Below are 12,934 nucleotides of genomic sequence, written 5' to 3'. Positions count from 1 at the left end.
AGTCCGGAGCGAACGCTCCGGACCGCAATCGTAGCCCCGCCATCCCCCACCGACCCCGCCACGCGCGCCTAAAGCACCCACTCCGCCCCAAAAAAAACTACTCAGCCGGCCCCAACTTAGGCCGAATAAAATCCATAAACGCCCGAGTCTTAGCCGGCTGAATACTCGACGGATACACCACGTAGATCGAAATAGGATCCACCGACCACCCCGGCAACACCCGCCGCAGCGAGTTCCGCTTGATGATCGGATCCAGCGCCTGGCAATGCGGCATCCGCGTGATCGCCAGATCCAGCCCCGCCAGCGTCCCCGCGATGCTCATGTTGTTCGCCGCCAGGTGTCCGCTCACCGGCACCTGCTCGCTCACCCGCCCGTTATGCAGCGTCCAGTGCGAATGGGCGTCGTCGATCGTCGTGCGCAGGCATTGATGCTGCGTCAGGTCCGACGGCGTCTTCGGTTCCCCGAAACGTTCCAGATAGCGGTCCGAGGCGTAAAGATAGTTGTCCAGCGACACCAGCTCCTGCACCACCGCGCCGTCGCTGCGGGGCGCCGGCGCGGCGCCGTTGCCGTTGTCCGCGCTGGCCACCGGATAGTCGCTGTTGCGGCCGAATCGCAGCACGATGTCGAACGGCGTGCCCTGGGCGTCCGAGGCCGTCATCATGCTCAGGTCGAACTCGCACTCCACCTCGGGATAGCGGTCCGTGAAATCGTTGATCGTTTCCGGCAGCAGCCAGATCGCCAGGCTGTAGGGCATCGACACCCGCAGATTGCCCGAGGGGCCGCCCGACAGCGCCTGCAGCTGTTCGTGCGCCAGGCGGGCCTCGTCGATCAGGCCCTGGCAGCGGCTCATGTAGGCCGCGCCGGCTTCCGTCAGGTCGAGGCGGCGGGTGTTGCGGTTGATGAGGCGCAGGCCGATCGCGCGTTCCAGCTCATTGATGCGGCGCGACAGCGTCGAGGTCGGCATGTTCAGCGCCCGGGCGGCCAGGCTGAAGCTCTTGCGCTTGGCAACTTCTACAAACAGGGCGATGTCGTTGAGCTGGACGGTCGGGGCTTCCATAGGCGTTCCGGTGTGGGCCGCCCGAGTTTACGCCACTCCGGCGCCCGTCCCAACGCCGGCGCGGTGGATGGGAATCAGTCCGGGAATCCGCACCTTGTCAGATTTGATTGCAAATTTGCATGCCGTGGCATCAGTTGCCGTGGGCATATCCCCTACACTCCAAGCGAAAACACCCATACCAAGACCGCAGCGGTTATCCGGAAATCGCGAAGGGGCCCAGTCCGCATGATCGATACACCGAGGTTCTTCACCGTCCTGACCCCCACCTACAACCGGGCGGGGACGTTGCACAGGGTGTACGAATCGCTATCCCGCCAGACATTCCGGGATTTCGAGTGGGTCATCGTGGACGATGGGTCCACCGACAACACCCACGAAGCGGTGCTCGACTGGCAGCAGCGGGCCCCTTTCCCCATCCGCTACATCTGGCAGAACAACCAGCACAAGAAAACCGCCTTCAACCGCGGCGTGCGCGAAGCCCATGGCCAGTTGATCGTGGCGCTCGACAGCGACGACGAGATGCCGCCCGAGGCGCTGGCGACGTTCAAGGCGGCCTGGGAGGCGATTCCGCCGGCGCGGCGCGATTCCTACGTGGCGGTGACCGGCCTGTGCGCCCGGCCCGACGGCAGCATCGTCGGCGACCGCTATCCGCAGGACGTGTTCGACAGCACGGCGGTGGACGTCTATTTCCGCTACCGCATCAAGGGCGAGAAGTTCGGTTGCATGCGCACCGACGTCCTCAAGAAATATCCCTTTCCCGAAAACGTGGCGGGCTTCGTGCCCGAGAGCCTGGTGTGGTGGGCGATCGCGCGGGCCGGCTACCTCAGCCGCTTCATCAACCAGGTGGTGCGCACCTATCACGACACCCCGGGCGGGCTGACCCGGGGCGCGACGTCGGTGGCCAACAATGCCCAGGGCCTGTACCTGCTGGCCTGGGACATGCTGCAGCACCACCTGGAATTCTTCCGCTTCCGGCCGCGTGAATTCATCATGGCCGCGGCGCGCTACACCCGTTTCCGGCTGCATCTGAAGCACTCCGGCGTGCCGACGGCGCTGCAGGCCTATCGCCTGACCAATCCGTGGGCGCGGGTGATGGTGGGGGCGATGTGGCCGCTGGGCTACGCGCTGTACCGCCGCGACCGGCGGCGCGGCGTGGCCTGAGCGCCGGCCGGGCGGTCGCCACGGCCGTCCGGCGATGCTACGCCGTTGCCGGCGCGGCGTGGCCCAGCCCCAGATAGACCTCGACCACGCGCGGGTCCTCGGCGACCTGGGCGGCGGGGCCTTCCAGCGTGACGCTGCCGGTTTCCAGCACGTAGGCGTAATCGGCCACCTGCAGCGCGGCGCGGGCGTTCTGCTCGATCAGCAGGATCGACACGCCCATGCCACGCAGCTGTTCGACGATGCGGAACACTTCGCGCACGATGCGCGGCGCCAGGCCCAGGCTGGGTTCGTCCAGCATCAGGAGGCGCGGCTTGGCCATCAGCGCGCGGCCCACGGCCAGCATCTGGCGTTCGCCGCCGGACAGCGTGCCCGACAGCTGCGCGCGGCGTTCGCGCAGCCGCGGGAACAGGTCGTAGACCTCGGCCAGCGTCTGGTCCTGGTCGCGCAGGCCGCGGCGGAAGCGGTCGAAGGCGCCCAGCATCAGGTTGTCCTCCACCGACATCTCGGCGAACAGCTCGCGCTTTTCCGGCACCAGGTTCATGCCGGCCGCCACCATTTCCTCGATCTCGGCGTGTTCCTGGCGCTTGCCGCCGAACACGATCTCGCCGCGCGAGGGCAGCACGCCCATGATGGCCGACAGCAGGGTAGTCTTGCCGGCGCCGTTGGGGCCGATGACGGTGACGATCTTGCCCTCGTCCACCGACAGGCTGACGCCCGAGACCGCCTCGACCTTGTCGTAGGCCACGCGCAGGTCGCGCACTTCCAGCAGTTTCGCGCTCATCATTCCACTCCGCCCAGATAGGCTTCCAGCACCGCGGGGTTGTGCTGGATCTCCGCCGGCAGGCCCTCGGCGATCTTTTCGCCGAAGTCCATCACCACCACGCGATCCACCAGGCCCATCACGAAATCCATGTCGTGCTCGACCAGCAGGATCGCCATGCCCTCGGCCCGCAGCTTCTTGAGCAGTTCGGCCAGTTCGCGCTTTTCCTGGTAGCGCAGGCCGGCGGCCGGTTCGTCCAGCAGCAGGATGCAGGGATCCGACGCCAGCGCCCGCGCGATCTCCAGGATGCGCTGCTGCCCCAGCGCCAGCGAGCCGGCCTCGTCGTGCAGGTGTTTGCCCAGGCCGACGCGCTCGACCTGGCGCGCGGCCTCGGCCAGCAGGCGGGCCTCCTCGGTGCGGTCCAGGCGCCAGGCGGCCGGCAGCACGCCGCGATGGCCGCGCAGGTGGGCGCCGATGGCGACGTTCTCCAGCACGCTCATGCGGCCCAGCAGGCGCACGTGCTGGAAGGTGCGCGACAGGCCCAGGCGGGCGATCCGGCGCGCGCCGGCGCCGGCCACTTGCTGGCCCAGCAGCGTGACCTGGCCGGAGGTGGGCGTGTCCACGCCCGAGATCTGGTTGAACATGGTGCTCTTGCCGGCGCCATTGGGGCCGATCAGCGCCAGGATCTCGCCGGCGCGGATCTCCAGGTTCATGGCGTTGTTGGCGACCAGGCCGCCGAACTTGCGGGTCACGTCGACCGCCTTCAGCACCACCTCGCCGCGCGGCGGCATCGGCTTGCGCGGCAGCGGCTCGGCCTGGGCGTCGATCTGCCGCTGGCGCTTGCGCACCGGCACGCAGCGCGCCAGCACCGGCCACAGGCCGCCGCGGAAGCGGTGCAGCAGCAGCACCATGCCGAAGCCGAACACGATCACTTCGAAGTTGCCGGTCTGGCCCAGCAGCTTGGGCAGCCAGTCCTGCAGCCATTGCTTGAGCACCGTGAACACGCCGGCGCCCACCAGCGCGCCCCACACCTGGCCGGCGCCGCCGATGACGGTCATGAACAGGTATTCGATGCCCATCTGCAGGCCGAACGGGTTCGGATTGACGAAGCGCTGCATGTGCGCGTACAGCCAGCCCGAGGCGCAGGCCTGCAGCGCGGCGATGATGAAGATCACCATGCGCGAGCGGGCCGTGTCCACGCCCATCGACTCGGCCATGACACGGCCGCCCTTGAGGGCGCGGATGGCGCGGCCCTCGCGCGAATCGAGCAGATTGCTGGTCGACCACATGGCCACCAGCAGGAAGGCCCAGATCAGGTAGTAGATCTCATCGCCCTGCGTCAGCGCCCAGCCGAACAGGTGGATGGCCGGCACGTCGGGGATGCCGGTGTGGCCGCCCAGGCCTTCGACCGAGCCGAAGGCGAAGTACAGCGACAGGCCCCAGGCGATGGTGCCCAGCGGCAGGAAGTGGCCGGACAGCTTGAGCGTGATGGCGCCCAGCAGGTAGGCCACCACCAGCGTCAGCAACAGGCCGGCCAGCAGCGTCAGCCAGGGCGAGGCGCCGAGCCACGCCAGCCAGGCGGGCAGGGCGTCGGCGCGGGTGGTGAGCAGCGCGGTGGTGTAGGCGCCGATGCCGACGAAGGCGGCCTGGCCGAAGCTGGTCAGGCCGCCGACGCCGGTCAGCAGCACCAGCCCCAGCGCCACCATGGCGTACAGGCCGATGTAGTTCAGCAGCGTGACGTAGAACGGCGGCAACGCCAGCGGCGCGGCCGCCAGCAGCGCCAGGAACACGAGGACGAGGTGGCGCGGGGTCATTCTTCTTCTTCCTCGACGTGGTGGCTTTTCAGGGAGCGCCAGAGCAGCACGGGGATGATCAGCGTGAAGACGATGATCTCCTTGTAGGCGCTGGCCCAGAACGAGGAGAAGGCCTCGATCAGGCCGACCAGCACGGCGCCGGCGGCGGCCAGCGGATAGCTCACCAGGCCGCCGATGATGGCGCCGACGAAGCCCTTCAGGCTGACCATGAAGCCGGAATCGAAATACATGGTGGTGATGGGTGCAATCAGGATGCCCGAGACGGTGCCGATCAGCGCCGCCAGGAAGAACGTGGCCTTGCCGGCGAACACCGGCGATATGCCCATCAGGCGCGCGCCGAGCCGGTTGAAGGCGGCGGCGCGCAGCGCCTTGCCGTACATCGAGCGCTCGAAGAACTGGTACAGCACCACGATCAGCAGCGCCGACACCGCCACCACCCACAGCGCCTGGCTGTTGACGTTGACCGGACCCAGCGCCAGGCTGGCGTCGCTGAACGGCGCGGTGCGCGCGCCCTCGGCGCCGAAGGCCAGCAGGCCCAGGCCGACCAGCGCCAGGTGTACGGCGATCGACACGATCAGCAGCACCAGCGTCGAGGCCGAGGCGATCGGCTGGTAGAACAGGCGGTACAGCTGCGGGCCCATCGGCACCACCAGCAGCAGCGTCAGCAGCGCCTGCACGGCCATCGGCAACTGCGCCAGCGGCAGGCGGTAGAACAGCGCGGCCAGCAGCAGGGGATACGCCACCTTGGCGATGATGCGCCACAGCGGCGCGCGGCGTCCCGGCCGCCTGGCGCGCGCCATCAGGTCGGCCACGGCCTCGGCCAGCGCGAACGCCAGCAGTAGCCACACCAGCAGCACCGGCTTGCCGGCCTGCAGCGCGGCCATGGTGAGCGCGCCGAAGGCGACGAACTCGCCCTGGGGGATGAACAGCACGCGGGTAACGGTAAAGACCAGCAGGATGGACAAGGCCAGCAGCGCGTAGATGGCGCCGTTGGTGATGCCATCCTGCCCGAGTATCAGGGCGATCTGAGCATTCATCGGTACTTCCGGATAAAACGGAAAAACACTGCAGCGGTTTTATCTCCGCTTGAACCCTGCCCATCGGGATGCCGCGGAGCCGGCTCTGCCGGTCCGCAGGCATGCCCCCTGGGGGGGAGGCGCGCAGCGCTTCGGGGGGGGCTATTTCGGCCTACTTCACCAGCGTCCAGTTGCCGTCCTTCACCGTGATGAGTTCGCGGCCGCGGTCGTCGAAGCCGCTGTGGTCGGCGGCGCTCATGTTGTAGACGCCCTGGGTGCCGACCAGCTCGCGGGTCTGTTCCAGCGCGTCGCGCAGCGCGCTGCGGAACTCCTTGGTGCCCGGCTTGCCGGCCTTCTCGGCCAGCGGGATGGCCTTTTCCAGCAGCAGGCCGGCGTCGTAGACGTTGGCGCCGAAGGTGGCGGGCTTGGAGCCGTTGAGCTTCTCGTAGGCGGCGATGTAGTCGCTGGCGACCTTCTTGGACGGATTGCTGTCGGGCATTTCCGGCAGCACCAGCATCAGGCTGGCGGCCAGCACGGTGCCTTCGACCTTCTTGCCGCCGAGCTTGAGGAAGTCGGGCAGCGCGGCGCCGTGGGTCTGGTAGAACTTGCCCTTGTAGCCCTGGTCGAACAGCGTCGTCTGCGGCAGCACGCTGGCGGCGCCGGGGGCGGCGATCAGCACGGCGTCGGGCTTGGCCGCCAGGATCTTCAGCGCCTGGCCGGTGACCGAGCTGTCAAAGCGCAGGTAGCGTTCGTTGGCGGTGAGCTTGATGCCCTTTTCGGCCGCCATGGCCGAGAACACCTTGTACCAGTTCTCGCCATAGGGATCGTTCAGGCCGATGAAGCCGACCGTCTTGATGCCGGTCTTGGCCATGTGGTCGACCAGCGCGCGGGCGATGATGTCGTCGTTCTGGGTGGTCTTGAAGACCCACTTCTTCTGCTCGTTCATCGGCAGCACCACGGCGGCGGTGCCCACCGGCGCCAGCATCGGCACGCCGGCCTCGGCGGCGAACTGGATCACGCCCATGGCGTTGGGCGAGCCCGACGGCCCGATCAGGGCGTCCACGTTCTGTTCGGTGATGAGCTTCTTGAAGGCCGTGACCGAGTTGGTGGAATCGCTGGCGTCGTCCAGCGAAATGTATTCCACGGTCAGGTCGCCGATCTTCTTGGGCAGCAGCGGCACGGTGTTCTTTTGCGGAATGCCGACCAGCGCGGTGGGGCCGGTGGACGAGGTGACCACGCCGACCTTGACCTGGGCCAGGACGGGCAGGGAGACCAGCGTGGCCAGCACGGCGGCGGCCAGGGGGAGTTTCTTCGACAGCATGGCAAAACCTCCGGATAGGGGGCAGAGTGGGTGCGGCTGGAAAACGGAGAAAACGGATACCGCGGAAATTGCTTTTGGCTTCAACTTTCTGGCACTGCACTGTAGACGCGGTCTGCGTGCTTACCTATCCGTCAAAACCCGAAGCGGATGCGTGGGACGCCGGTCAGATGGTGATGGAACTGACGCTGGCGCCGCCGCAGACGAACAGCGTCTGGCCGGTGACAAAGCTGTTGGCCGGGTCGGCGAAGAACATCACCGCCCGCGCCACGTCGTCCGAGCGTCCCAGGCGCTTGACCGGGATGCCGTTGGCCAGCTGCTTTTCGCGTTCGCTGCCGGGTTCGATCACTTCGTAGAACATGTCGGTCTGGATCGGGCCGGGCGCCACCACGTTGACGGTGATGCCGTAGGGCGCCAGTTCGAGCGACCAGGTGCGCGCCATGCCGACCATGCCGGCCTTGGTGGCCGAATAGGCGGTGCGGGTGGGCAGGCCCAGCGCGCCGCGCGAGGACATCATGACGATGCGGCCGAAATGGCGCTCCTGCATGCCGGGCAGGGCCGCCTGCACCAGGCTGATGGCCGCGCCCAGGTGGATCTGGGTCAGGCCGTGCAGTTCCTCCTGGGTCACCTGCGGCAGCAGGTTGGGCCAGATGACGCCGGCGTTGTGGATGACATGGCTGACCGGAAAGCGCGCCGCGATCTCGGCGCCGGCCTGGGCCGTGGCGTCGGCGTCCAGCAGGTCCACCTGCACGTTGTGCAGGCGCGGGTGGCTGAAGTCGGCGGCGCGGCGCGCCATCGAGATTACTTCGTAGCCCGCGTCGAGCATGCTGCGGCAGATTTCGGCGCCGATGCCGGCGCTGCCGCCGGTGACGATGGCGACGTTGGTGTGCGTCATGGTGGATCCCCCTGTGTTCTTTAGTTATCCGCCGCCGCTCAGGCGCGCGGCGCCAGCGCCAGCACCCGCAGAGGGCTGCCCGAGCCGCTGCGGATCTTGAGCGGCGCCGAGAAGATCACGGCGCCGGTGGGCGGCAGCTGGTCCAGGTTGGTCAGGCACTGCAGGCCGTAGCGGTTGTTGCCGTGCATGAAGTAGTGGCAGGGGTAGGGCGGATTCAGGTGATGGGCCTGGCCGGCGTCGGTGCCCACCGATTCGGTGCCGAAGCCGTGCACGTCGCGTTCCTTGATGAGCCACGGCACCACCTCGGCATCCGGGCCGGGCGAGTGGGCGCCGTCTTCCTTCATGTTCAGGTATTCGGCCGGCTTGGCGCGCTTGGACCAGTCGGTGCGCATCAGCACCCAGGAACGGGCCGGGATGCGGCCATGCTTTTCCTCCCACTTCTTGACGAAGTCGATGGTCAGCAGGAAGTCGGGGTTGTCGCGCGCCTCGGCCGAACAGTCGATGACGCTGGCGCCGGCGATGAAAGCCTCGACCGGGATGGTGTCGACGGTGTTGTCGGGCTGGTCCTTGCCGGTGACCCAGTGCACCGGCGCATCGAAGTGGGTGCCGGTGTGCTCGGAGCAGGAGAAGTTGTTCCAGTACCAGGCCGGGCCGCGCTCGTCATAGCGCGAGATTTCCTCGATGCGGAACGGCCAGGCCTGGCCGAATTCCGGCGGCAGCACGATGGTGGGGAATTCGGGCGTCAGCGTCTCGGTCAGGTCCACCAGGCGGATGCGGCCCGACACCAGTTCGGTCATGAATTGCGCAAGTATGGGTTGGCTCATCTGTTGCTCCTTTGGTTTTCGTCTCGTCGGGCACGGCGGCCGCCGTCAGGCGCCCAGTTCCCGTTCCAGTCCCTTGGGGTTCTCCGCCAGCCGCGCGCGGAATTCCTGTGCCACGTCGCCGACGTACACATCCTCGACGCCTTCCTTCAGCGCGCGCACGATGGCGCCGGCGATGGCCGCGGGCGCCACGCGTGGGGGCGGCGTGCGCTGCTCCCATTCGTGGTCGACCGGGCCGGGAAACACGTTCACCACGCGCACGCCGGCCGGCCGCAGCTCGGCCCGCAGGCATTGCGCCAGCGACAGCGCGGCGGCCTTGGAGGCCGACCACATGCCGCGCGCCGGCAGGTTGACGTGGGCGTAGATCGACAGCACGTTGACCCAGGCCGTGGCGTTGTTGACGCCGTCGGCGGCGCGGCCGCACAGCGCCGGGCCGAAGCCCTGCGCCAGCCGCATCAGGCCCAGCACGTTGACGTCCAGGGCGTCGCGCGCGGTGTTGACGTCCTTGCGGCCGAGCAGGCCGCCTTCGCGTTCCAGGTCGGCGGTGTTGACCAGGATCTCGACCTTGCCGCCGATCGACGCCGCGGCGCGTTCGACCGAGTCGCTGTCGGTCACGTCCAGCGCCAGCGCCTGCACCCGCGGATCGGCCGCCAGCGCGTCGAAGGCGGCGTCGCGGCGCCAGGCCTGCGGGTCGCCCAGGAACACGGTCGGGCAGCCGGCGTCGAGCAGGGCGCGCGCCACCGCCTGGCCCACCGCCGACTTGCCGTCGGTGACCAGCGCCCGGCGGAATTTCGGATCGCACGAGGTCTCGCGCAGGGTCTTGTCGTCTTCCATATTGGGCGTATTCCTTTCGGGCAGGGCGATCATCACGGCCTGGCCGCTGCGGTCGAGCTTGAGCGCCAGCCGCACGCGGGCGCCGTCGGCGCAATCCTGGTGCACGTGCGCCACCACCGACGGGCCGGCGTCCATGCGCACCGTGCCCACCCGCCACGGCAGGCGTTCACGGAAATAGAGGTCGTTGCTGTGATGCAGGGTGGTGCTGACCAGCAGCACGCCGTCGGGATCCACCGGCCGCCACGGCAGGCGTTCCGACAGGCAATGGCCGCAGACCTCGCGCGGCGGGTATTGCACCGCGCCGCAATCGGCGCAGGCCTGCAGTTCGAAGCGGCCCTCGGCGGCCGCGGCCGTCAAGCCCAGGGCGGCGCGGCTGCGGGCGCCGGGCGGCAGGGTCGGCTGGCGCGTGCGCGCCACGGGGTTCTTGCGCGGCGGCTTGGCTAGCGGCTCGGTCATGCGTCGCTCCTGGCCAGGATGGCCGCGGCGGTGCACAGGCCGCGGTCGTAATTGATCATGCCGAAGCCGCTGACCAGGCCCAGGCGCGCGTCGGCCACCTGGGTGCCGCCGGCCGTGCCGGTCAGCTGGCGCAGCGCCTCGACCATGCCGAGGTAGCCGCCGGCGGCGCCGGCCTGGCCCACCGACAGCTGGCCGCCATTGGTGTTGAACGGCAAGCTGCCATCGACGGTGAAGGTGTTGGCGCGCACGAACCCGGGCGCCTCGCCCTTGGCGCAGAAGCCCAGGTCTTCCATCTGCATCAGGTTGATGACGGGGTAGTCGTCGTAGGCCTGCAGGAAGTCCATGTCGGCCGGCGCCGCGTCCGCCATGCCGTAGAGTTCGTCGATGTCCATGGTCCAGCCGCCGCGGGTCTGGATCGGGTCCTCGATCCAGGCGTTGTGGCGCTCGATGGTGGACAGGATGCGGGCGTAGGGCAGGTTCAGCGCCCGCGCCCGGTCTTCGCTCATCACCAGGAAACCGTCGGCGCCGGCGCAGGGCATGACGCAGTCGAACAGGTGGATCGGGTCGGTGATGACGCGCGCGTCCAGGTACTGCCTGAGCGTCAGCGGCTTCTTCATCAGCGCGTGCGGATAGCGCAGGGCGTTGTCGCGCTGCGCCACGCAGACCTTGCCGAAGTCCTCGCGGGTGGCGCCGGTGCTGCGCATGTAGTGCGCGGTCAGCAGCGCGAAGCTGGCGTTGGGGCCGCCCGCGCCATAGGGATAGACGGCGTCCTGGGCGAAGCGCGAGAACTGGCTGACGGTGTTGCGGAACGAGTCGACCTGGTTGGTGTCGCCCGCGATGCAGGCGACGATGCCGGCGTCGCCCGCCTGCACCGCGCGCGCGGCGCGGCGCAGCGCGGCCACGCCGCTGGCGCCGCCCATGGGGATGTGGTCGAGCCAGCGCGGGCTCATGCCCAGGTGCTGCGTCAGGCCCACGGTGGTGTCCGGCGCCAGCGTGAAGCTGGACACGCACAGGCCGTCGACGTCGGTCTTGGCGATGCCGGCCTGGCGGATCAGCGCGCCCAGCGCGCGGCCCAGCCACCAATGCGCGGCATGGGTGGAGTAGCGCTCATACGGAATGCTGACAGGCAGGGCCGCCACCACGCCGTCGTAGCGGGCGCGCGTCGGGGTCATCGGGCTGGCTCCTGGCGCTTCTTCATGGCGGTGGTGTCGACGCAGCGGGCGGTGCCGGGCAGCGTCGGCGCCAGCGTCTTCATTTCGCCGCGCTGGATCTTGTTGGTGGTGGTGAGCGGCAGGCTGTCGACGAAGGCGACGTAGCCGGGCGCCTTGTAGTAGGCCAGCTGTTGCAGGCTCCATTGCACGATGTCGCGGGCCGCATCGTCGCGGGCGGCGGCGTCGGCGGGCGCGGTTTCCGCCACCACGCAGGCCAGCACCTCGTCGCCGCGCACCGGGTCGGGCACGGCGGCCACCGCCACCGCCTTGACCAGCGGATGCTGCAGCAGCACGCTTTCGACCTCCACCGCCGAGATGTTCTCGCCGCTGCGGCGGATCACGTTCTTCTTGCGGTCGACGAAGCGCAGCGCGCCATCGGCCTCGCGGCGCACGATGTCGCCGGTGTGGAACCAGCCGTCTTCCCAGGCCTGCGAGGTGGCGTCCGCGTCCTTGAGGTAGCCGGCGAAGAAGCCGTAGCGCGGGTCATCGCCGGCATGGCGCACCAGCAGCTCGCCCGGCTCGCCGGCGGCGGCCTCGCCGCCGTGGTCGGCGACGATGCGCACCGCCACGTCGTCCTCTTCGCGGCCGAAGCAGCTGCTGCCGATGTGGCGCGGCTCCTGGTTGGCGATGATGACGGCGCCGGCGCCGGTCTCGGTCATGGCCCAGGCTTCCAGCAGCGGGAAGCCGAAGCGCGCCTCGAACGGTTCATGCAGCTTGCGGTCGACCCCGGCGCCGAAGCCGAAGCGGATCGCCGGCTGCCGGTCTCGGGCCGAGGGTTCGGCCTTCATCAGGATCGCCGGCATCACGCCCAGGTAGTGCAGCACGGTGGCGCCGGAATCGCGCACGCTGTCCCACCAGGTCTTGGGATGGAAGCGGTCCAGCGGGATCAGGCAGCCGCCGGTCAGCACCATGGCCATGGCGGAATAGGCCATGGCGTTCATGTGCACCAGCGGCAGCGGCGTCAGCATGCGTTCCTCGCCGGGGCGCAATTCGGCCAGGCCGCCGATGCGGGCGTACCAGCCGCCCGCGTGCAGGAAATAGCGGTTCGGCAGGATGCAGCCCTTGGGGCGGCCGGTGGTGCCGGACGTGTACAGCAGCGCGCATTCGGTCAGTTCGTCGGGCGTGCCCGCCAGCGGCGCGGGGAAGGGCGCGGCGGGCGGCGCATCGTCGGGGCCCATCACGCGCAGCGGCCGGCCGGCGCGCTCGGCGGCGGCCAGCAGGTCGGCGTGGCGCTGCGGCAGGGCGACGGCCAGCGCGATCTCGGAATGGCCCGTCAGGTACTCCAGTTCGGCCGCGCGCAGGTCGGGGTTGATCGGCACCACCGACACGCCCAGCGCGTTCAGCGCGAACCAGTGCAGGAAAAAGGCCGGCCGGTTTTCCAGCAGCAGGCCGGCGCGATGGCCGTGGCCGTAGCCGGCGCGGGCGTAGGCCGCCCGCAGCGTCTCGATGGCGGCGGCGGCCTGGGCATAGCCCAGTTCGCCGGCGCCGATGCCGTAGATGTCGGCGGTTTCCGGCAGGATGCACAGGAAGGGCCGGGCGCCATGCCGGGCCGCGGTGTCCAGGAAAGCCTGGTGGACGGTGGTGCTCACAA

The 12,934-nt window shown here is 69.0% G+C and carries 11 protein-coding genes; 1 reads left to right on the top strand and 10 read right to left on the bottom strand.

What is annotated here, in order from left to right; translation table 11 throughout:
- Nucleotides 1–97: 97 nt before the first annotated feature.
- A complete protein-coding gene (locus AOZ53_RS28730; RefSeq protein ID WP_054432858.1) occupies nt 98–1,057 on the bottom strand; it encodes a LysR family transcriptional regulator in 960 nt (319 codons plus the stop codon).
- A 225-nt stretch (nt 1,058–1,282) separates the two neighbouring features.
- On the opposite strand from AOZ53_RS28730, the gene AOZ53_RS28725 reads away from it, so the two are divergent.
- Nucleotides 1,283–2,218: a glycosyltransferase family 2 protein gene (locus AOZ53_RS28725; RefSeq protein WP_054490357.1), complete on the top strand. Its 936-nt coding sequence runs from the start codon at nt 1,283–1,285 to the stop codon at nt 2,216–2,218.
- A gap of 37 nt (nt 2,219–2,255) precedes the next feature.
- On the opposite strand, the gene AOZ53_RS28720 is transcribed toward AOZ53_RS28725, so the two are convergent.
- The 9 genes from AOZ53_RS28720 to AOZ53_RS28680 form a co-directional block, all read right to left on the bottom strand.
- A complete protein-coding gene (locus tag AOZ53_RS28720; protein ID WP_054432860.1) occupies nt 2,256–2,999 on the bottom strand; it encodes an ABC transporter ATP-binding protein in 744 nt (247 codons plus the stop codon).
- Entirely contained in the window at nt 2,999–4,792 is a 1,794-nt protein-coding gene (locus tag AOZ53_RS28715) for a branched-chain amino acid ABC transporter ATP-binding protein/permease (RefSeq protein ID WP_054477267.1), read from the bottom strand. The genes AOZ53_RS28720 and AOZ53_RS28715 overlap by 1 nt, the downstream gene beginning before the upstream one ends.
- Nucleotides 4,789–5,829, bottom strand: coding sequence for a branched-chain amino acid ABC transporter permease (locus AOZ53_RS28710; protein WP_020925013.1), 1,041 nt, complete (start codon nt 5,827–5,829; stop codon nt 4,789–4,791). Before AOZ53_RS28710 ends, AOZ53_RS28715 begins: the two co-directional genes overlap by 4 nt.
- Nucleotides 5,830–5,980: 151 nt before the next feature.
- Entirely contained in the window at nt 5,981–7,129 is a 1,149-nt protein-coding gene (locus AOZ53_RS28705) for an ABC transporter substrate-binding protein (protein ID WP_054432862.1), read from the bottom strand.
- A gap of 163 nt (nt 7,130–7,292) precedes the next feature.
- On the bottom strand, nt 7,293–8,021 hold the full coding sequence (locus AOZ53_RS28700; RefSeq protein ID WP_054477274.1) for an SDR family NAD(P)-dependent oxidoreductase: 729 nt from the start codon (nt 8,019–8,021) through the stop codon (nt 7,293–7,295).
- 38 nt (nt 8,022–8,059) lie between these two features.
- Complete coding sequence (locus AOZ53_RS28695; RefSeq protein ID WP_054432864.1) at nt 8,060–8,845, bottom strand: cyclase family protein; 786 nt, start codon at nt 8,843–8,845, stop codon at nt 8,060–8,062.
- Nucleotides 8,846–8,890: 45 nt separating this feature from the next.
- Nucleotides 8,891–10,132 carry an SDR family NAD(P)-dependent oxidoreductase gene (locus AOZ53_RS28690; protein WP_054432865.1) on the bottom strand — a complete coding sequence of 414 codons (1,242 nt, stop codon included), beginning with the start codon at nt 10,130–10,132 and terminating at the stop codon, nt 8,891–8,893.
- Nucleotides 10,129–11,304, bottom strand: coding sequence for a thiolase family protein (locus tag AOZ53_RS28685; protein ID WP_054490355.1), 1,176 nt, complete (start codon nt 11,302–11,304; stop codon nt 10,129–10,131). The genes AOZ53_RS28690 and AOZ53_RS28685 overlap by 4 nt, the downstream gene beginning before the upstream one ends.
- Nucleotides 11,301–12,932 carry an AMP-binding protein gene (locus AOZ53_RS28680; RefSeq protein WP_054432867.1) on the bottom strand — a complete coding sequence of 544 codons (1,632 nt, stop codon included), beginning with the start codon at nt 12,930–12,932 and terminating at the stop codon, nt 11,301–11,303. Before AOZ53_RS28680 ends, AOZ53_RS28685 begins: the two co-directional genes overlap by 4 nt.
- Nucleotides 12,933–12,934: the final 2 nt, after the last annotated feature.

Origin of the sequence: Achromobacter sp. 2789STDY5608621 (assembly GCF_001299375.1) — a bacterium.
Lineage (GTDB): Bacteria > Pseudomonadota > Gammaproteobacteria > Burkholderiales > Burkholderiaceae_B > Achromobacter > Achromobacter insuavis.
This window is presented reverse-complemented; position numbering and strand designations above follow the sequence as displayed.